At 43.7% G+C, this 20189-nt stretch carries 15 protein-coding genes and 2 CRISPR repeat arrays (1 of these 17 only partly in view); of the genes, 2 read left to right on the forward strand and 13 right to left on the reverse strand.

Annotated features, from left to right (window positions below; all coding sequences use genetic code 11):
- A CRISPR array of direct repeats spans positions 1–3450; the repeat unit is 37 nt; unit sequence GTCTTAATCCCTTCTTAATAAGGTCATTTGTTTAAAT (it extends 404 nt beyond the left edge of the window).
- 241 nt (positions 3451–3691) lie between these two features.
- From KEF85_RS03450 to cas6, 12 genes are all read right to left on the reverse strand, one after another.
- The gene (locus KEF85_RS03450; protein ID WP_215580090.1) at positions 3692–5056 is read right to left on the reverse strand and encodes an IS1380 family transposase; all 1365 of its coding nucleotides are present in this window, start codon (positions 5054–5056) and stop codon (positions 3692–3694) included.
- A gap of 131 nt (positions 5057–5187) precedes the next feature.
- Positions 5188–5566: direct repeats of the CRISPR family, unit length 37 nt; unit sequence GTCTTAATCCCTTCTTAATAAGGTCATTTGTTTAAAT.
- A 66-nt stretch (positions 5567–5632) separates the two neighbouring features.
- Positions 5633–6766 (reverse strand): Card1-like endonuclease domain-containing protein, encoded by a 1134-nt coding sequence (locus KEF85_RS03455; RefSeq protein ID WP_215583333.1) that lies wholly within the window; start codon positions 6764–6766, stop codon positions 5633–5635.
- A 5-nt stretch (positions 6767–6771) separates the two neighbouring features.
- Positions 6772–8061, reverse strand: coding sequence for a TIGR02710 family CRISPR-associated CARF protein (locus KEF85_RS03460; RefSeq protein ID WP_215583334.1), 1290 nt, complete (start codon positions 8059–8061; stop codon positions 6772–6774).
- A 34-nt stretch (positions 8062–8095) separates the two neighbouring features.
- Entirely contained in the window at positions 8096–9817 is a 1722-nt protein-coding gene (locus tag KEF85_RS03465) for an RAMP superfamily CRISPR-associated protein (protein ID WP_215583335.1), read from the reverse strand.
- Complete coding sequence (gene csm4, locus KEF85_RS03470) at positions 9814–10800, reverse strand: type III-A CRISPR-associated RAMP protein Csm4 (protein ID WP_215583336.1); 987 nt, start codon at positions 10798–10800, stop codon at positions 9814–9816. The genes KEF85_RS03465 and csm4 overlap by 4 nt, the downstream gene beginning before the upstream one ends.
- Positions 10801–11202 carry a type II toxin-antitoxin system tRNA(fMet)-specific endonuclease VapC gene (gene vapC, locus KEF85_RS03475; RefSeq protein WP_215583337.1) on the reverse strand — a complete coding sequence of 134 codons (402 nt, stop codon included), beginning with the start codon at positions 11200–11202 and terminating at the stop codon, positions 10801–10803.
- The gene (locus KEF85_RS03480) at positions 11199–11444 is read right to left on the reverse strand and encodes a hypothetical protein (protein ID WP_215583338.1); all 246 of its coding nucleotides are present in this window, start codon (positions 11442–11444) and stop codon (positions 11199–11201) included. Before KEF85_RS03480 ends, vapC begins: the two co-directional genes overlap by 4 nt.
- Positions 11444–12166, reverse strand: coding sequence for a type III-A CRISPR-associated RAMP protein Csm3 (csm3, locus tag KEF85_RS03485; protein WP_215583339.1), 723 nt, complete (start codon positions 12164–12166; stop codon positions 11444–11446). The genes KEF85_RS03480 and csm3 overlap by 1 nt, the downstream gene beginning before the upstream one ends.
- Positions 12167–12176: 10 nt before the next feature.
- Positions 12177–12623, reverse strand: coding sequence for a type III-A CRISPR-associated protein Csm2 (csm2, locus tag KEF85_RS03490; protein ID WP_215583340.1), 447 nt, complete (start codon positions 12621–12623; stop codon positions 12177–12179).
- A gap of 49 nt (positions 12624–12672) precedes the next feature.
- Positions 12673–15357: a type III-A CRISPR-associated protein Cas10/Csm1 gene (cas10, locus tag KEF85_RS03495; RefSeq protein ID WP_215583341.1), complete on the reverse strand. Its 2685-nt coding sequence runs from the start codon at positions 15355–15357 to the stop codon at positions 12673–12675.
- Complete coding sequence (csm6, locus tag KEF85_RS03500) at positions 15354–16469, reverse strand: CRISPR-associated ring nuclease Csm6 (RefSeq protein ID WP_215583342.1); 1116 nt, start codon at positions 16467–16469, stop codon at positions 15354–15356. The genes cas10 and csm6 overlap by 4 nt, the downstream gene beginning before the upstream one ends.
- Positions 16466–17455: a CRISPR system precrRNA processing endoribonuclease RAMP protein Cas6 gene (gene cas6 / locus KEF85_RS03505; protein ID WP_215583343.1), complete on the reverse strand. Its 990-nt coding sequence runs from the start codon at positions 17453–17455 to the stop codon at positions 16466–16468. The genes csm6 and cas6 overlap by 4 nt, the downstream gene beginning before the upstream one ends.
- 152 nt (positions 17456–17607) lie before the next feature.
- On the opposite strand from cas6, the gene KEF85_RS03510 reads away from it, so the two are divergent.
- The gene (locus KEF85_RS03510) at positions 17608–18726 is read left to right on the forward strand and encodes a J domain-containing protein (protein ID WP_215583344.1); all 1119 of its coding nucleotides are present in this window, start codon (positions 17608–17610) and stop codon (positions 18724–18726) included.
- Positions 18727–18807: 81 nt separating this feature from the next.
- On the opposite strand, the gene KEF85_RS03515 is transcribed toward KEF85_RS03510, so the two are convergent.
- On the reverse strand, positions 18808–19350 hold the full coding sequence (locus KEF85_RS03515; RefSeq protein ID WP_215583345.1) for a DUF1415 domain-containing protein: 543 nt from the start codon (positions 19348–19350) through the stop codon (positions 18808–18810).
- Positions 19351–19380: 30 nt separating this feature from the next.
- On the opposite strand from KEF85_RS03515, the gene KEF85_RS03520 reads away from it, so the two are divergent.
- Complete coding sequence (locus tag KEF85_RS03520) at positions 19381–20118, forward strand: thermonuclease family protein (RefSeq protein ID WP_215583346.1); 738 nt, start codon at positions 19381–19383, stop codon at positions 20116–20118.
- Positions 20119–20189: the final 71 nt, after the last annotated feature.

Below are 20189 nucleotides of genomic sequence, written 5' to 3' on the forward strand. Positions count from 1 at the left end.
CGAGCACATGCTATTTTGTGTCTTAATCCCTTCTTAATAAGGTCATTTGTTTAAATGCTTGGAAGACGCGAAACTGGAAGAAGCTGCTTTGTCTTAATCCCTTCTTAATAAGGTCATTTGTTTAAATGGCGGCTGAAGCAATAGAATACGAAGCAAAATTCGTCTTAATCCCTTCTTAATAAGGTCATTTGTTTAAATCGATTTTGTTGCTGATTTTGATATTAATATCAGTCTTAATCCCTTCTTAATAAGGTCATTTGTTTAAATTTGGACGCTGAAGCGCTTGAAATGATGGATATAAAGTCTTAATCCCTTCTTAATAAGGTCATTTGTTTAAATCTCAGACCGGACAAATTTGTGCGCTGAAATTAGTCTTAATCCCTTCTTAATAAGGTCATTTGTTTAAATGGCGATTACGTTCGTCACGCTGCCAACACGCGGTCTTAATCCCTTCTTAATAAGGTCATTTGTTTAAATAACAATAAACGACGAATCACCCGCTAATTACGGTCTTAATCCCTTCTTAATAAGGTCATTTGTTTAAATAAATAAGCACTGACACTCGCTATTCTCAGTATGAGGTCTTAATCCCTTCTTAATAAGGTCATTTGTTTAAATTTATTTAGCATAAGGGGAAAAACATGAAAACTCGTCTTAATCCCTTCTTAATAAGGTCATTTGTTTAAATAGAAAAAAACCTGCCTGACGATATTGAGTTCGTCTTAATCCCTTCTTAATAAGGTCATTTGTTTAAATAAAAAAGAGAGAGAGAGTCATGGAAAACATATATGTGTCTTAATCCCTTCTTAATAAGGTCATTTGTTTAAATATACAGCCGCTGTATGCATTCTCTGTTAGAGAGGTCTTAATCCCTTCTTAATAAGGTCATTTGTTTAAATAAATACGACCTAATGTACCAATTGAAGATAAGGTCTTAATCCCTTCTTAATAAGGTCATTTGTTTAAATGTTTATGAGAAGTATTGAAGAAGAAATCCTGGACGTCTTAATCCCTTCTTAATAAGGTCATTTGTTTAAATAACAGTTAGCGGCAGACAATGTAAACCGTATTTAGGTCTTAATCCCTTCTTAATAAGGTCATTTGTTTAAATCGCAAAGCGAGAGCTTCAGCCGGACATCCTGGATTGGGTCTTAATCCCTTCTTAATAAGGTCATTTGTTTAAATCCAAACTATTCCATCTGGAATAACTATCTGCAGTAGTCTTAATCCCTTCTTAATAAGGTCATTTGTTTAAATTTGATTCAGCATAAGCAAACCCTCTGATACCAGTCTTAATCCCTTCTTAATAAGGTCATTTGTTTAAATTACTCAATCACCTACTACACAGCAACTTCAACAATGTCTTAATCCCTTCTTAATAAGGTCATTTGTTTAAATAAAAGGTGAAAAACAATGGAAAATATATATGTGTCTTAATCCCTTCTTAATAAGGTCATTTGTTTAAATTCATAATTTAAAACTAAACAGGAGAAGATCATGGTCTTAATCCCTTCTTAATAAGGTCATTTGTTTAAATTAAAGTAGAGATAAATAAGGGGTCGTCGCTTAAGTCTTAATCCCTTCTTAATAAGGTCATTTGTTTAAATACCACACCAACCTTGAAAGGAAATTAACATGGCAGTCTTAATCCCTTCTTAATAAGGTCATTTGTTTAAATTATCTTCCGTTCACCGTGCCTGCAAAGTAGCAGGGTCTTAATCCCTTCTTAATAAGGTCATTTGTTTAAATTTTTTGAGCTAGTATAATTGAACTCAACGAATCGGTCTTAATCCCTTCTTAATAAGGTCATTTGTTTAAATCGCACAATTTAGTGACCCCAATTTTAATAGTAATTGTCTTAATCCCTTCTTAATAAGGTCATTTGTTTAAATGAAATTTATATTTACAATGCAGTTGGACACATGGTCTTAATCCCTTCTTAATAAGGTCATTTGTTTAAATAAAAAAATGACCATTCGTCAATTAGTTGACGAATGTCTTAATCCCTTCTTAATAAGGTCATTTGTTTAAATTATTGGCTGGAGCGGAAACTCTTTTTCCCTTCTCGGTCTTAATCCCTTCTTAATAAGGTCATTTGTTTAAATACCCATAAACGAAGAATTCATTGGCTATTTAGGTCTTAATCCCTTCTTAATAAGGTCATTTGTTTAAATAGCTTTCCATCCCCGAAGATGATGTGAAGATACGTCTTAATCCCTTCTTAATAAGGTCATTTGTTTAAATAGATGATCTTGGCTGCCATCACGAGGGAAGTGGAGTCTTAATCCCTTCTTAATAAGGTCATTTGTTTAAATAACTGATGTTAGCTACTTTAGAAGAGCTAGGCAAGTCTTAATCCCTTCTTAATAAGGTCATTTGTTTAAATGATCTTGTAGATGGAACAATGGATGGTGCGTCTTAATCCCTTCTTAATAAGGTCATTTGTTTAAATGTGAGCGTGGAAAGCTCATTGCCATCTTATTGCGTCTTAATCCCTTCTTAATAAGGTCATTTGTTTAAATACACATTGACAGCCATGCTAATGTCTCAATGGGTGTCTTAATCCCTTCTTAATAAGGTCATTTGTTTAAATTAAAAAATCAGATTTGGCCCATGTTATGCATGAGTCGTCTTAATCCCTTCTTAATAAGGTCATTTGTTTAAATAATACCCTCAGGTTAATTTTGAAATAGTGGCTTGTCTTAATCCCTTCTTAATAAGGTCATTTGTTTAAATAACAAGCGATGAACTGACTAAAGGGGAAATGGATGTCTTAATCCCTTCTTAATAAGGTCATTTGTTTAAATTCAAACTTGACCGCGATTAAAAAACTACCTGAAGTCTTAATCCCTTCTTAATAAGGTCATTTGTTTAAATTATATTTGGTAGTGCGCATTGCGGTCAATGTTGGCCAGTCTTAATCCCTTCTTAATAAGGTCATTTGTTTAAATAATGGCAACACTCACTATTAAAAAATCAGATTTGGTCTTAATCCCTTCTTAATAAGGTCATTTGTTTAAATTGAAATGATCCTCAGTGCTATTACAAGGGAAGTGGAGTCTTAATCCCTTCTTAATAAGGTCATTTGTTTAAATGCAAGTTCCACAACCTTGATAGCGTAGTAGCGTCTTAATCCCTTCTTAATAAGGTCATTTGTTTAAATAGCAAAAGTATGAAAGTGGATACGTTTTGTATCCGTCTTAATCCCTTCTTAATAAGGTCATTTGTTTAAATAAACAGCGTAAATTTAATAGTCGTGATGATATGATGTCTTAATCCCTTCTTAATAAGGTCATTTGTTTAAATAACACATCATGTTACAAGATACTATAAAGTTTACCGGTCTTAATCCCTTCTTAATAAGGTCATTTGTTTAAATCCCGGCTCATTGTCCAATGGCTGACGATGCATGGGTCTTAATCCCTTCTTAATAAGGTCATTTGTTTAAACCTGAATCCGTGTTCCTTTGGGTTTACGGGGTAGCCACTGCGTTTTTTACGCTTTTTTTAAAAAATAACGTTCCCCCATCACAGCTTAACTGCCGCCCATCAACCCCCTGACGGTAAAAATCCCACGTTTCTCCGGCTTTGCCGCTCTCCACGAGTGAAAAACCAGACATCCAGACAAGCAATCCTCTTCTCAATCCTGAGAATCAGCTCAAACCTTGCGTTTCCGTTTCTGTTTCCCAGGATTATCCCGATGCAAAGCCAGGCTGTACCACCAATCGCTCCTGCAAAAAAGCGAATACTTTAGCGACTGGCGAATCGTGCCCCAAATCAAGCCACCATTGCCGGGCCTTATGGATGACCTGAGCGGCTCGATACATGACTTCTTGCAGCACGGTTCGTAACCGCCGACGTTTTGCAGGATGGCGTATCGGTGCCAAGTGACCCGTCAAGCCCAGTTGACCAATCAGCCGCAAGCAGTTATAGGCCAGCATGCCCATTCTCAACAGGCAGTCGTTGGTCTCAAACTTACCTGAGGGTAACCGCTCCAAATCCAGGTCGGTTTTGAATTCCGAATGGAATTGCTCATGTGTACCGTGATCGCGATAGCGTTCAATGACCATTTCCTCCGCTTCCTCCAGACTTGTCCACCAACCTTCCAGTTCTACCTCCGGCAACAACAGCATCTGTCCATGTTTATTCGTGGTGCGCTCAATGACCCGTATGACCAGTCTGAAATGACGAATCTGTTTTTTCCAGGCGCGTTCTACGATCAACGTCATTAACGCTTCCCGTTTACCGGGTCGTTTTTCAACAAAGGCTCCGGCTGCTTGTGCTTTTTCGACCCAAGCTGTTTTGTCCTGTTTTCTGGGATTCCATTTGACCAAGTAGTCAAAGCACCGATCCATAGCCGCCCAGCGCACTTTCTCATCGGCGATGGCAAACAACAGCTTGGCGCTATCAAACCCTGAATCTTTGCGAAGCAGTACCGGTAAAGTCGGTGCAACCAAACGCTCAACGCGAGGAAATAGCCGCTCTAAAAAATAATCAATCTCCAGCGATGAATGCCAGCGACCGGGGCGTAACTCCAAGCCGACACACCAGCCCTCATTGCCTATATACGCCGCAACCGGCGTATAACCATCCACACCTTGATAGGTTCGGCTGACCTCTTCCTTCTTGGTGCCACTCTGATCCATGACGAAGGTATCCAAATCCAGGCAGACGTAACCTTTATGGGGTGTGATCGGGGCTTGTATTCGCTCAATGAGTCGAATCGAACATTCGTCCAACGGTTCCAGTAGCTTACCGCTGATACGATCAAGCCGTTGCCGCAGCCAGACACTGCCAGGAACCTTGCGTACATCCAATGCTTTCTTGAAAAAACGATCCTCACGAAACGGTTCAACTGCTTCGAAATCGCTTTTGCCTATACATAACAGACCGACCATCGTTTTCAATAAATCAGAGGTCTTAATCCCTTGGGATACCGGAATTTGTCCATCCACCACCGCTTCGACATTGATGGCTTCCAGGCATTGGCCGATTAACGACAGCCCGGCATAGGAAGTCAGTTCCTTCTTGGATTCTTTTAGCTTAAAACGTGCCATAATCAAATTGGGTGAACACAGAAAGTCTATATTATACCTTATTTATCATTGGCTTATGCGTTATTATGCGAGCCTGAACACGGATTCAGGTTAAATATTACAGAAACTCGCGGATAAGCAACTAGCTAGGGGTCTTAATCCCTTCTTAATAAGGTCATTTGTTTAAATTAGCACCTACGGAAAAGAAGTTCTGTGCTACGTCTTAATCCCTTCTTAATAAGGTCATTTGTTTAAATATATTCATTGTCAACCATCTCTATAATGGATCCGGTCTTAATCCCTTCTTAATAAGGTCATTTGTTTAAATAATAATTTTACTTAAGCCGATCAATCAACTGTCTTAATCCCTTCTTAATAAGGTCATTTGTTTAAATTTAAGCGGCGAAACCATCAAAGCATGGTTGTCTTAATCCCTTCTTAATAAGGTCATTTGTTTAAATGTTATGTTGCAGTGGGTATTGCGGTCAATGTTGGTCTTAATCCCTTCTTAATAAGGTCATTTGTTTAAATAGCTTTGCATTTTTTCTCCTTTTTTATCAATATATTACATGCTGGGTTGACAGGATTTTTCATTTTTTAAAAGTTATCTTTTTTACTTAGCCAATGTTCTAGGTGTTGGTGTAAATTGCGTAATTCGCTGTGACAGCATAGCTCAATTTTAAGTTCTTTGGCACGGGCTAGACTGGATTTTTCCAACCGGTTAAAACTAACCAGCATGGCCTTGCTTTGCAGGCCGCCCATTAAGTCCCGCAAGCTGTCCAGTTTATATAAAATGTCAGTATCATTATTCTCTTTAAATCGTTTGGTTTTACACTCAATAATATGCAGGCTATTAGCATAAATTAAGCCGATATCAATTTCATTTTTAACTGGATTAGCTGAGGCTGATTGCCTCTCAATGGTAATGTTATTTGCAATATCTTGTATACCTTTGGATTTTTTTAGTTTTAAGCATAAGCCATAAGCATAACTTTCCAGCCAGCCGCCATTAGCCGTAAAGCGTGCTGTTTCATTGCTAAAAGTTAATCGGTGACCATTTATTGTGCATAAACCTGCTGCTGCAAAAATATCAAATATGTCCCACAAATGTGGTCTTGCTTGTGGCCCATCTTCGATTTCAACGCATAGTTGCTGGTTTTTGGCCTTTAGTGCCAGGTAATTAAGGGTACCCAGTTCATTTGCATAAATGCCCATATTATTCACCAAAGTTTCGGTTAATTTGTGGACTGGTGCAATGACGCCAGTGTGATCGGGCATATTAATCAAATCTGCGCCGTAAGCGGAAAGGTAGTCTTTAAGTTTGAGGTGTTGGGCCAATGCTTGAGGTTTATTTTTTGGGTATAGCCAGATTAACTGATCTTGGACATAAAATACTGGATGCTTAAATTCTCTAAACACATCGTAGGCCGCAATTGCCATCGGTTTGGTCCCCCCGGTTGCGTTTAAGGCAATTTCACCGGGTTTATAGGCATCCAGTATATCCAATATCAGATTCTGCATGGCTTCTATGTTGAGGGGGTCGGTAACCCGATAGCGTTCCACTTGTATGCCTTTGGGTTTCAGAATGTTTTGCAGAGCATTGGCCTGGGCCTGCATTTTATCGCTGACCAGCATAATCACTTTAGCCGGGCGCAGTTCCTTATCCAGCAAGGGCGTTAGATTAGGTATCGGTTGTTCAGAAATCAGGATTAACTGGGTAGTAATAGGCATCTCTGTTAACCGGTTACTAAGTTTAGGCCATCATTATTTGGTAATTGTGGCGGCAATTGGGGGATACCGGCCTGCTTGGCTTCGGCCAGTAACACGGGTAAAAAGCACTGTTCTATCCAGGTATTGACAGATTCCCAAGCCTGACGGTTGATGGGAGCAAAACCGTGCGCCAATATGGAACTATTTCGAGTTTGGAGGTGGTGAAGCAGATTTTCCTTTTGGGTATTAAAAAAGGCAGTCGCCGGCCCATCAGTTTTTATCGCCACCAGTTGCCAGGCATTGTGAAGTGCGGCCTGCCATTGCCCCTCCCTATTTTGGGTTAAACTCAAACCGGCTGGTATCTGCTCTGCCGGCACGTTTGCGGTTTCGATACCGGTCTGGCTAAGTAACAGCCATTGCGCAGTCCACTCCAGCAAACGGTAAATCCGGGCGATGGCATCGTCATAACGGCCTTGCGCGGCACGGCGCTGGGCATTAAGGTATAAGTCCAGCAATCGGGCTGCGGTTTGTTTTGTGGCGTTTAGATCGTTAAGCCGCGTTGCGCAGCCAATATAGCGCCTTTGCTCATTATTTAAAGTACCGGCCTGTTTTTGCAATATATCCAAGGCCATTGGATGATTAAAATTATCCCATTCGGCAAAAGCTCGGCTCAGTTCACGAAAACGGGTATATTGGCTACGTAACTTTGGGCTGGTTGGCGCAGTAATTTGCCGCAAGCCTTCATAGGCTTCGCTGTAGGCGTAACGCGACCAGGCCTGCCGAAACGGTGCTATCTGTCGCTCAAACCGGATTTGGGAGCTGTTGGCCTGCGCACTGTATTGGGAACCGTCGTAAACTTTAATTAAATCGGCACGGCTGCCGGTGACCAGTTGCAGCTTGACTTCCGGCCATTCCAGTGCCGCCATTACCAGCCCGGCGCTCATGGATTTAGTGCCGCCTGTGTAGTCGGCGATGATATGGGCCCCTGGAAAACGCTGGGCCAAGGTTTGCAATTCGACGGTACAAGTTTGATAGATAGCGTCAAGATCGTCCGCTATGCTGATGCAAACTTGGTATTGATCTGTGTTTAATCCGGTTTGGGTGGGGATATTCGGTAAAGTGGGTTTGGCATCGGTAAATTGCGCCTTAATACAGTTACCCACGCCGATAATTTGCACTTTCGAACCCGGCTGACCACTGGCCAGGTCTTTATCGGTGCAGATAAACACCACATGATCAGGCCGTACTTCGTTAATGGCGCTGACGATGGGCTGATGGCTGCCGCCAACAGTGCAAATGAGTATGGTAGGGGTCATGGTATATGGTGTTTGTCCCAACTTCTTTTCAAAGTTACAAGTTTTTGAGTAATTCCTTGGCCTTGGCATTTTTTGCCGCCCCAATGTAGTCAAGAAGTAATTTAGCCACTACCAATAACTCGGCTTTAGCTTCATCTGGCCAATCGCTGGCTTTTGTCACCAGTGCGCGTAAAGCCGTATAAAGCGGCCCACCGATTTGTTCGCGCACTTTGCTGTTTTGCTTTTGGCTTAACAGTTGTCTTAATACTTCAATTTGCCTTTGTTCGTCGCTCATTATGGCAAGTCGCCGTTGCTCGGCCTGTGCTTCAATGCGTTTCTTTTCCGCATCTGCCTTTTCTTCTGCTATACGTTCCAATCGTTCTGATTCTTCCCGTTGGCGCTTATCTGCCGCCGTTACGCGTTTTTCAGCCAGATCCGATATGTGGGCGGCCAATTTTTCCGCCCACAGCCGCGCGTCAGCAGTATGCTGCTCGCACAATTCAGCTAATTCCGTCCAATCTGGAGCAGAGGCATCACCGGGTGAGATCTCTACCAGTACCCAGCCGAACGGCAATAAGCCGTTGCGTTGTTGAGGCTGGTCGGCGGCCAGCCATAAGGTTTTGGTTTGAGGCTGATATTCTGGTGTGCCTTTCATGATTTTGATGTGGCGTACGCCGTTTAGGGTGATCGATTCTGCGCCGGAATGGCGGCCCACCCTTAATAAAAACACTTCGCCTTTCTGCATTTTAATAGCCATTGTCGATAGTAGCGCCTGAATGCTGTTATCCCAAGCATCGTCTAAAAAACCGCGCTCGCGCAGTATTTTTATTTCGTTTTTCAAAATGGGTAAATAAAAACTGCTGCATGTTTTGGCAATTTGCGAGATTGTGTAGCGTAAGTCAGCGCTGGGTTGCTTCTGGTTGTGTCCGGTGATATTGATCTGTTGCAGATTAAGCTGGCCGCAAAACGCCCGGTAACGCCATGCCGGTAGGCATTCGAGTAATTTAGAAAGATTTTGCTTCTCCGCATTACTGTATAGTTCAGTGCCGTTTTTATCCCTTTTAAGTTCTTTTTTACGATTAACGCTGAACTGCACTTGGGCGCTGGGTAAGTTATCCTGGCTGCACCAGGCCGCATCGCTGATTTGTACCAAACGTAGGGGATCTTGTTCAAATTTGCTAAATAATTTCTGGTTAAGCTGGGGGAAAAGCTTATTTTGTTCTTTTTCGTATTTTTTACGTTCGAATTTTTCCAATTTATCAATTTTAAACCAATTAGTTGCGTTATCTGACAACGGCTGGTTTTGATTTGCAGCGTTTAATAAAGCAGTTCTTAAGGCGCCTTTGATGGCGGAGCCGAATAACACTGGTCGACTGGTCACGGGGTTGTAAGCGGTGCGGCCTATCTCCAGTTTATTGATAATTTGAACGCCGTTGCCTTGTTTATTCGCCGTTTGGCCGACTCGGGCTGCATAGAGTTTGGTCACCCCATCCAATACCGGTAAGGTATTTTTGGCCCAGGGTTTTAGGGCTTCACGCTGCCGGTAAAAAAATGCCTGCACAGCTTTGAGTATATCGTCGGATTTGCCGCTGACGATTTTTTCTAATTCCTGTCGGGCGGTTGCGTCTAAAGCCGCCAGAGCGCCGCCACTGTCAAACTCGTATAGACATTGGTCGTCTATCACATAATTAGTCGGCTCATAACTATCGCCAGTGCCGATGTGAATCGGGGACAGCGGCGTGTAGTGGAGTGTGTAATTCTGCAAAAAATAGGTCATAAACTTTCCTTGGGATTCAGTTTAATCCCCATAACCGGGGCATAGCCCTGATGCACCGTGGTCGGCAGGGTTTTGGATAATTGAGCATTGCCGCCTATGCCTTGACCGATAAAACCGGATTGTGGTGGGGCCACGCCGAACACGGCAGCGGTATTAGCCAGTAAGATCGGGTTTTTGAAAGGTTTGCCGTCCTGTTGAGCGGCCATGTCGCCATGTCGGCCAAAACGGGTAAAAATTTGATAATAGCTATGCTTGTCGTCAAAGTCTAAACCTTGTGGTGCGCAGGGGCTTAGCGTTAAGCTGGCGTTGGCATCTGGCTGTGCGGGTAACTGGATTGTTTGAAAATCATCAATTTTAAATTTCCCCATACCGATGCTGGCATCTTTGCCATACCCAAAGCTGCCGATGTCTGTTAGGCATTGCCGGCAATCTGCTACGTTTACGCGCGTGGTATCCAGCAATAGGTAGATTGTCCAGCGTAAGCCGGGAATAAACCATTCTTGCTCTACACTGTAAGGGGCAAAACCTGTTGGGCCGGTGGTGTTGGTCTGGCGGTTGATGGTGTTATGCGCTTGTGGATGAAATTCGCTAAGGCTGTTGAAATGGATAAGTGAATTTTGCTGTTCTGTTAAGGTGTTAATAATGCTTTTGGGGTTTACTGCGTGTTGCAGCCATTCCTGTACAGGTTTTTGAAAATCATTTTCAGGTAGAAAAGTGCGTTTTTTCAGGCTTTTGTGATCTTCGCCCTCCGGTAAAATGAAATAATTGCTGGGTAATTTGGGCAAGGGTAAATAGTTTTCCGGAAAGGCGTCGGACACCACGGCAAACGGTTGATTATTTACATAGCCATCTAGGGCCTGATGCAATTGATTTTCACCAAACCGATTGCGGATGGCCCAGCATAATTGACCAAACAGGGTATCTCCCTTGAGTAGGGTGGCAAAAGCAGATTGCAAGCTGATGATTATTTGGTACGTTTCCATTTATAACTCCCAATCATCCAATTGTAAGCCATTAATCCGCGAAAATTCATTGGTGTTGTGTGTAACTAAAGTCAGATTATTGGCTAACGCTATTGCCGCAATTTGCAGGTCATAAGGCCCTATGGGTTTGCCCTGTCGATACAGATCAGCACGAATTTGTCCAAATATCAGCGCAGCTGTATCGTCAAACGGCAAGGAATGAAACGCAGATAAAAAAATCTGTTGTTTCTCCAGGGTTTGTTGCGGGCGTTGGCTTTTCATAGCGCCATAAAACAATTCGGACTTCACCACCGAGCAAACCGCAATATCATGTGGGTGGCGGCTGAGTAACTGTTTGCCGACTTTAGAGTCCGGTTGATTAAGATAAACCACGCAGACATTGGTATCCAGTAAAAAACTCATTCCAACTCCAGGCGGTTTTCATAATCGCCTTGCGGTGCACGCTCAATAGGGTCGCCAGCCAGACAGCCGGCGGTTGCTGCAAAAAATCCCAGCGGCCAGCCATTGGCGTCAGTTTCAGGTCGTGGTTGGCTTTCGGTTTTATCTAGCGGCCAGAGAATCACTTCCACAGTTTTATGTTGCAGCTCTATAGGTATTTCTATCGTGCTGGGGGCATCGTAATAAATTTGGCGTATGGGTTGCATCAGGCGGCCTCATGCAGTTTCAAGTTGGTAAGTCTGGTTTGGATGTCTTCATCATCCAGCTTCAGTTCTCGGAAAATAATTTTGCCGTAGCCGCGTGAGCCAGAGCCGCCTAATCCGGTGAGTTCCAGCAGCTTTAATCCGGTCAAAATGCTGTCCAGCAGATTTTCGTTGTCATGCACCCGTAGGGTCAAATTAAAATCAAATTTGGCGGTTGCAGGAACCCGTTCGGTATTGCGCGGATTTTCTGCAGTGCCTTTAATGCGATCTATGGTATTTTCCATTTTGGTTTCAGTCAGCGGCAAAGTTTTGTCGTTAGTCATCATTTGTACCCATTTCGGATCAAGACTACAATCCCAAAACGCTAAACGACTTGGACCAATTTCTTTCAACAATTGGCTATTAATGTTGTTATCTGGCGCACCACCAAATAGTTTTAGCAAGTCTTTGGCCTTTATCTGGATCCTGCTGTCCAGTCCATCAATATGTTTAAAACTTAAGGGCTGACCTTCTGTTTGCCCGACTACACCTAACTGCCATTCCAGCAAGCTACGCATTTTGCCTTTTATACTGGAACCTGGAATATAAGGTTGTTGAGTAATTGGATTCTTGATCACCGGGTTATCGGTACCGCCGATATGAATTTCAGTATTGCCACTACCGATATGTAAACCGCTAAGGATTTCAATTTTACCGGTTATCTTTTGAATATTAGTAAGTTGCATCAGGGTTCTCCTAGTCTTTTGGTCTTTTTTCTTTGTAAAAGCCCATAAAGGCTTCCATAAACAATTTGAAAATCTGTAAGGTTTTTACGCTATCAACTTGATCAAGACTATCATGTAATAATTTGACAAAATTATCGTCTATCAGGGTTCTGCCTTTTGCATAAGCTGCTTTTGCGTTAATCATACGAATGAAAGGTAAATATTCATCGAACCTATCTGGTTGCAAACTTGCTTTGTTTTCCCACATCACAATTTCATTGTAAAAACGGCGTAATTGAGTAGGCTTATTCGATTTCCTGTTATCAGCGATGGTTTCAGCCACTTTTTGAGCCACGCTATCGAATAAGTCAGCATGGATGTCTTTAAACCTAATTTTTGATGTATCAAGCGGCTCAGGCTTCTCATCATGTCCGCCCCGATAAGCATTACCATATCGTTGTTGTGGTACTGTCGCCATAAAAGATTCTCCTAAATCATTAAACTAAAAATATGCGTTTATAGGTTGCTTAATCTCTTTTTTGATAAAGATAGCAAAACAAACTTACTCGGTAATTACCACCATGTTTTTTAATCCCGGCATTGGCAATTTCTTTTGCTAATTCAGCCTGATAAGATTTTCGTTGTTTTTCGGTAAGCTGTTTTTTTTTCTCTAGCATCCTAGCTGTGCGATATGCAAAATAACTATACCATATTGCCTTTTCAGGCTTTTCATCAACTTTTTCCGCCATTTCGATCAGGTTAAGCATGCCATAAACGTATCCGGTACTTAAATTAATTTCTTTATTTAATTCCTGTAATTTTGGTAGTAACAGAGTTAATTGCTCTATAAATTTATCCCACGACATTTGCTGCTTAAAACAGGTAACCGCATTTTTAGGCAGAGTTTCCTTATTCTCTGGATTATGCGCTTTGGCCTGTTCCAGCGCAGTTTCTGCCAATTCAGCTAATTGCTTAATTGGCAAGCCGGGCTTGGTAGTGCTGATGCCTGCAGAGAAGTGTACTTCAGAATTTTCCGCCACAAAGTGTTGAAAAGCTTGTCGCATTTTCTCGGCCAGTTTAATTTGTGAAAACCAGGGGCCGATTAAAAAGAAATCGTCGCCACCGGCAAACACGGTGTATGTGTCTTGATATTCGGTTTTACATAACCAGGGCAGATAGACGGTGAAAAAATTATTGATTTGTCGGGATAATGCCGCTGTTTTACTGAAACTAACATCATTGCCAAGTCCGGTTTGAAAGATGAGGCCTAAGTTATCGACATCGCCTTTTAATGTGGAAAGGGCGCTGATACCTTGCCATTGGTCTTTTTCCAGCCGTGTACGGTCACTGCAAGCCAAATGATTTAGGGTTTTGGTTGCGTCAATTTCCAATGGTTCTTCAATATTGACATATTTACCCCAAGCTTCTTCCGTAAGATCCTTTTGGTCGGCGATAGGCACATAAGCGTTGATGTTACGCCGTGCGTAGCCGTTCCATAAGGGCTGTTCACCTGATTCCGGCAAGCTAAAGTCCCAGGCTCTGAGCAGATTGCCGCTTTTAGCTTCCGCACCGAATTTGCCTTTTTCATCTTCATCGCCGGTAAAACTGATGCAATAACCAAACATTGGTATGTTTAATTCGCTGTTCAGATTCAGGGTGTTGCGGGTAATCAGGATGCGTTTATGGCGGGTTAACCATTCGCCTATTTTCAGCTGATCATGGGCAAGCTTACTGATAAATATTTCTTCAACTGCCAATTGCGCCGGCGAGCGGCCATCAATTTTACAGACGCCTTTGGTGTTGTCGAAACTGTCCAGAAATGTATTGAATACCAGCGGCGCTTCAGCGCATAGATTAAAGCGCTGATATTTAATAAGCTCCATTTCTGCTATCAGTTTATTAATTAGTTTTCGATATGGGCTAAGCTTTTCAGTTGATTCGCTGTTGTTTTTGCGGCGGAAATCATTACAGGCGGCTTCAGTCCAGGCCAAGCCGACGCCGGCCTGGCCCCAGCTGTGTTTTAAAAACCAGTCATCCAGCTCCTTGCGGATTTGTCCTAAAATTGTTTTGGCGCTCTCCGTATTGGGGGCGACAATGGTAAATTTACCGGCGGCGTTGATTACCTGACTGGTAGCCGGTAAATCCAGCGCATCCAGCACTTTTAAGGCTGCGCATTCACAAAGCAGTGATACATAAAACGAACGTCCACGTAATAATTTGGCTGCGCGTTTATTGGTTTCGCCGCCGCTGGCAAAAATAAAGTCTTGGATGCCGAAAAAGTCGCCCTGTATCAGTAAAAATTTGGCTTCTGTCCAACTTTGTTGCTGATCTTTTAATGCGTGGGCAGTTGCTTCACCAGTTTCGCCGCGTTCGTGATGATAGCGCCATAAAGCGGTTGCCAGTGCGGCTGTCACACGAGAATGATCGTACAAAGAAACATCCGGGCGCACGTTAAATGCCGTTGCTGAAGGGATGGCTTGGGTAAATACGCCCCATAAGGTTTCAAAGTGATCCAGCCATAACGACCAGTTGTTTCGATGCGAAGCGGGTATCTGTTTTATCGCATCTGTAAAACTTTGCCATAAGTTTAAATATTCCTGCTGGGCTTGCTGCTTGTCGTTGCCTTCACAATCAGCTGCTTTAGCCGGAAAAATATGCAGCGGGGCAAGTGCTTTCAGTGGATAGCGGTATATAAACGATTGCGCGTTATTCCCGGTTTTGTGGATTTGTTCAAACAGGCTGAGTTGTCTGGCTGTGTAATGATTCTTGCCGGTTTCTGTGCCTTCTTCGGCTTGGTTGTATTGTTCAAACTCTTCCCGATCAAAACCGGATGCCACCCGGTCGGCTGTGGCTATTATCCATTGCAGAAAAGTTTGCGGCTTATGGTGCATGGCGGCGGCGTTGATAAACGAATCGTCTGCTTCTTTGGTCTTCCATGAACCGAACGGCGCAAAATCTATGCCGGTTAAGTCAGGCATATACGCTTCTATCACATCCATTGCCAAACCGGTATAGGCGGCATGGACATGGGTAAAGCGGACATATTTGTCGTCTGTAAATTTTTTTTGCGTGGGACAATAAAGATGCTTATTACTTTCGATAGTATCTACGTCATTAGAAATTTTGCCGCGTTCAGCAAATTTCCCCAAGTCATGTAAAAACGCAGCTAGGGCGATACGGCTGGATTGTTCCAGCAATGGGGTAATACTCATCCTCTGTTCTCCTTATCAAATTCAATCTGTTCTGCTATTAAGCCTATCCGGTAACTAGTTTTAGGTCGTTTACCTTCAGCCTTGATCAAATACGCACTGGCTGCTGGCCCCAAAGTAGTTTCCAGTGTTTTATTGATACGGGATTTTCGCTGTTCAAAAAAGCTTTTGCTCATGCCATCTTTCAGGTTGATCAGGGTTCGATCTACCCCGCCTGTTGTGTTGTTCAAGGACAAATATTGCATTAAGTATGCTGCGGCGTATTCAGGTTCTGGTGCGCCTTCGCAGGGGCAGGTGGGGGCTGCCTTGCTTTGGTGTTGGCGATTAAGCAACCATAGATAAAATGCCAGATCAGCGGGGCTTAGTTTGATGGTTACGCCATGAGCCACCAGGGCATGGGCATGACTGTTCACGCGTAAACTTGCCGGGCCAAGGGCCTGTTGGGCTTTGGCAACCGAGGCGCTAAAACTGCTTTTGCCGTCCAGCAGGGCGTTATCCAGGCCATGCCGCAGTCGTACGAAGGCAATGTCGGCCAGCATGACTTCGGCGTTTTGGGTGTCCAGTGGCTTGCGTGTAGGGTCATTTGCATAAATGACTTGCGAGTAGGGGGTAGGGTAGTAAAACTGCGGATGCGATTCGTATTCTGGTGTAACCAGCACATGACTTAAACGGTCTTGTGGTCGGCCATATAGTGATAATGCGTAACCGGCATAAAAACCCATGGTTTTGCGGCCACCTGCAATCGAAACATGCAAAGCAGTATCTGGATTTGCGGTCAGAGTTCTAATCCATTCGGTAATACAATCAGCCATAGCTTGATTATCGGTTTGGCTGCGGATGTCGGTTAAATACTCACCGTTGCTATTTTCCAGAACATGTATGTCGGCAATGCTGAAATTTACCGGCGGTAATTGATAATCGCTGTAGAGCCGCGCCAGCCAGCCATCATTTAATAAGGTTAATTGGGCGCGTTGAGAACCTTCTGCGGTGGTGAGAATATGAATTTGCTCAGGCAAGGTTGCGCCTTGCTGATAGAGTGCAAACAGGGTTTCTGTTACCACTTGAGGCGTTAGTCCGGTAACTGCCAGCAGTATGGAATGGGGTTTAGTTGTCATGTTGGCATTATCAGCGATTTTGTTGCCGATTCATGGGCTGGCAAGCTTGTCGGTTTAATGGTATAGGCACCCATGCCCATCATCGTACCTTTACCAACATGAGTAAATTGCCCCAACCACAGATAGGGCCAAAATTCTTCCAGATCATGCAGGTCCAGTTCGACGGTTCCGATTACTCCGCCCATTTGCATCTCCGTTTGCTGGCGTGAGGAATAACGTGTCCAGTCGTACCAGTTTAAGTTTTGACTGCTGAACTGGACGGTTTTGGCGCGCACAACTAAGCCGGCAAAATCGGTGTCCAGCGGATTGTCGGTATGAAAATAACTGATTAGGGAAATCCGCCGTAATAGGGCACCAAAAAATGCCGCGAAAGTAAATCCGGCATCTGCCACATTTTTGCTGTTTTGCTGGATTCGAATCGGGCTATTAAAACTAATTTCAATCCGATTCGGCATGGCAGGGACATTAGGACTGCTGGCAGGTGATTGCGCTAATAGTTCCCCCCGCTCATAAACCAATTTTTCTTGATCATCTAGTCCAATCTCGGCAATTCGGACTAGTTTGAATATTTGCCGGTGCCCACCTATTCCATTCATCCCTGCTGTTTGTAAGGCATGAATGATATAAGGAAAATAGCGTTGCCCATGTCCAAACAATACCGTATCTAGCTGGTAATAGTCATTGATCTTGGTGCTACCCTGCGTTAAACGCAATACCACTGGATGTGGGGTGGCGTTATATTTGCGCATTTTTTCGGTGTTGGCGGGAGGCGGAGTTTCAAAAATATAGCTGTAAGCACAGGCATTTTTTAACAAACATTGTTGACATGGAGTGTTGCGCACTACACAAACTGTGCGTTTTAGTGCGTGACCAAATGCGCCTCGCCAAGCTGAGCCTGAATATTCCGGCAGATGAATTTTTTCACCGGTGTCAAAATAAAATCGGTAGATTTTTAAGGGAATTGTGGGTTGATTGGTTTTAGCCATATAAAACCTCCTTGTTATTATTGTCCAGAATCTAACAGTAAAATTGATTGCTGACAAGCTTGTCAATAAATGTGGATAGGTTATGCGCCAACTAAACCTATCAAAATGGTATAATCCTAACCATACCCAGACTGCTTTGACATCCCGCCGTCATGACCTTCGCCAAACAAGCCCCTATTAAAATTAAGCAAGCGGCTGCCAAAACCGCGCAGTCTAAAGCTCAAAAACTGTTCAATACCTTGATTGGTAAAATTGCCGCGCAAAAAGCCGCCTTGCAGGATTGGCAGGCTTTTATTCCTGATTACAATCGCATCGTTAGCAGCGAGTATGAACAGGTGCGCGATAGTTACAATCAAAAACGCCTGGAAATAGTCATGATTCTGGATCAAGCCTATCAGAATAAACTGTTCAAAAAGCTCGACAAACAAAAAATCAGCCATATCGTGGTGGAAATCACCGCCGATTTACTGGAACATGACGATAATCCTGAGATAAAAGCCCTGCACGATAAATACAGCGATGTTGATTTCGATGAAATGCTACAAGAATCCGATGAATTTGCTGCTCAGGTTCTGAAAAACATGGCCCAGGATATGTACGGAGTCGATCTGGGCGATGAGCTGGATGCCTCCTCACCGGAAAAAATCCGCGAAACCCTGGAAAAACTTCAGGCTGAAGCCGAACAGGGCGGCGCGCACACTGCCAAACCCTCCAAACAGAAAGCCAGGCAAGAACAAGAACAGCAAAATCTCAAGCTTTCCATTCGGGATATTTACCGCAAATTAAGTTCCGTTCTCCACCCTGATCGAGAACAGGATGAACAGGAGCGGGAGCGCAAAACCGTGATCATGCAGCGTGTCAATGCTGCCTACGCCAAAAAAGATTTACTCGGCCTGCTGGAATTGCAAATAGAGGTAGCACAGATCGATCAGCACCATCTCAACAATATCGGTGAAGACAAACTCAAAAGCTTCAATAAAATTCTCAAGCAGCAACTGGCCGAACTGGAGCAGGAAGTTGAGCAAATCAGTGTGCCTTTTAAAATGCAATTGCAACTGCCGCCTTATGCCGGTCTGACTCCCCAGCAACTGCTGCAATATCTGCGTCGCGATATTGCCCAACTTCAACGTGATGTGCGGACTTTAACCAAAGATATTAGCGTGTTCCAAGACCCCAATCATCTAAAAAGATGGTTGAAAACTTATCGTATCCCGGTGCAGCCGGAAATCGACGATTTGTTCATGGATGATTTATTTCGGGAAAACTGGTAAATATTTTGTCTATCCTGGAAGTTGTCAGGATGTGGTCTTAGCGGAATCCGCAATTAGCAACCAAACAGTGATTAGGAATACTTAGCGGCTACTCTGTGCCAACAAAGCTTGGATACGCGTCAGTCCCAGCTCTCGGCACAAAGCAATATTGCGTTCGGGAATCTGCTCCGGGTTAGGATAATTTTGCAAAGCCAGTTCAATGCTGGCTTCGCGAATCAGATGCAGCATTGGGTAAGGCGAACGATTGGTGGCATTAGCGGCATCATCCGGCTCGGCTCCGCCAAAACAATAGTCAGGATGAAAGCTGGCCAATTGATAAATACCTTCATAGCCCAAATCCACCATTAACTGTTCCGCCAGTGCCGTTACATCCAGAAAATCATCAAAATCCCGACAAATCGCACTAAAAATGACTAAAGTCGTTTCGGTTGCCGGTTCTGTATCAAGATGCTGGCACTCTGCTATCAGCTCGGCTAGGCAATCAGCCACATCAGCGCTGTCCAGCACCCGGTAACGAATCGCATCATGTTCATGCACATGCCGGGCAAACGGACAGATTTCATAAGCAATAATAAAGCTTGTCAGCCAATGTTGGGTAGCGGTTATGATGTGTTGATGATTCATGAGTGGAAAGGCTAAGCAATAGGAGGAAACATGCCGAAAATCATAATCCGCTTAATACTGCTGCTGGTGCTGTGGCCCATGTCGGCCCACGCAGCAGCTACCACTTATCAGGTGCAAAAAGTCTATGACGGCGATACCATTCTACTCAACAACGGTCAGAAAGTCCGTTTCCTGGGTATCAATACCCCGGAAGTGGCCGGCAGAGGCAAGCCGGCCCAGTCCGGCGGCGAACAGGCCAAGCACTGGTTACAACGGCTGGAACAGCAAACCGTCAGCCTGGAAACCGATGTCGAGGTACAAGATAAATATGGCCGGCAATTAGCCTATGTCTATAGTGCTGATCAGCGCTTTATCAACTTGGAACTGGTCAAAGCCGGTTTGGCCAGCGTCAGCATCTTTCCACCCAATCTTAAACATACTGCGGCCTTGTTGGCTGCCCAACAAAGTGCCGAACAGGCTCGACTCGGCATCTGGGCCGATCCCACTTATGCGCCGTTGGCTTATGGCGATATTAACCCGGATAACAGTCAAGGCTGGAAACGTATCACCGGTCAGATTACCGTCATCAAGCATAACCATAAAAACACTTACTTACAGTTTTCTCCACAAGTGGCGGTGCAAATTGCCCATCAATATGCTGATTTGTTTCCGGATTGGCAAAGCTATCTAGGTAAAACCATAGAAGCGCGGGGCTGGCTGCACAAATCAGGGCATCGTTACACCATACTCCTGCGTCATCCTGGTGAAATCAAACTGCTTCAGCCCTGAGGTAAGCTAAAATCGCACTATAAAGTCGGCATAGCCAAAATTACGAAATTAGTCGCTTGAGTTTAGCCGCT

The organism is Methylomonas paludis, from assembly GCF_018734325.1.
GTDB classification, from domain to species: domain Bacteria; phylum Pseudomonadota; class Gammaproteobacteria; order Methylococcales; family Methylomonadaceae; genus Methylomonas; species Methylomonas paludis.

Excerpts from the sequence above, each read along its gene's own strand:
- KEF85_RS03460 (WP_215583334.1), bottom strand. The coding sequence starts at position 8,061 with ATGACCCCTACCATACTCATTTGCACTGTTGGCGGCAGCCATCAGCCC.
- csm4 (WP_215583336.1), bottom strand. The coding sequence starts at position 10,800 with ATGGAAACGTACCAAATAATCATCAGCTTGCAATCTGCTTTTGCCACC.
- vapC (WP_215583337.1), bottom strand. The coding sequence starts at position 11,202 with ATGAGTTTTTTACTGGATACCAATGTCTGCGTGGTTTATCTTAATCAA.
- KEF85_RS03480 (WP_215583338.1), bottom strand. The coding sequence starts at position 11,444 with ATGCAACCCATACGCCAAATTTATTACGATGCCCCCAGCACGATAGAA.
- KEF85_RS03465 (WP_215583335.1), bottom strand. The coding sequence starts at position 9,817 with ATGACCTATTTTTTGCAGAATTACACACTCCACTACACGCCGCTGTCC.
- cas10 (WP_215583341.1), bottom strand. The coding sequence starts at position 15,357 with ATGAGTATTACCCCATTGCTGGAACAATCCAGCCGTATCGCCCTAGCT.
- cas6 (WP_215583343.1), bottom strand. The coding sequence starts at position 17,455 with ATGGCTAAAACCAATCAACCCACAATTCCCTTAAAAATCTACCGATTT.
- KEF85_RS03450 (WP_215580090.1), bottom strand. The coding sequence starts at position 5,056 with ATGGCACGTTTTAAGCTAAAAGAATCCAAGAAGGAACTGACTTCCTAT.
- KEF85_RS03515 (WP_215583345.1), bottom strand. The coding sequence starts at position 19,350 with ATGAATCATCAACACATCATAACCGCTACCCAACATTGGCTGACAAGC.
- KEF85_RS03520 (WP_215583346.1), top strand. The coding sequence starts at position 19,381 with ATGCCGAAAATCATAATCCGCTTAATACTGCTGCTGGTGCTGTGGCCC.
- KEF85_RS03455 (WP_215583333.1), bottom strand. The coding sequence starts at position 6,766 with ATGCCTATTACTACCCAGTTAATCCTGATTTCTGAACAACCGATACCT.
- csm2 (WP_215583340.1), bottom strand. The coding sequence starts at position 12,623 with ATGGCGACAGTACCACAACAACGATATGGTAATGCTTATCGGGGCGGA.
- csm3 (WP_215583339.1), bottom strand. The coding sequence starts at position 12,166 with ATGCAACTTACTAATATTCAAAAGATAACCGGTAAAATTGAAATCCTT.
- KEF85_RS03510 (WP_215583344.1), top strand. The coding sequence starts at position 17,608 with ATGACCTTCGCCAAACAAGCCCCTATTAAAATTAAGCAAGCGGCTGCC.
- csm6 (WP_215583342.1), bottom strand. The coding sequence starts at position 16,469 with ATGACAACTAAACCCCATTCCATACTGCTGGCAGTTACCGGACTAACG.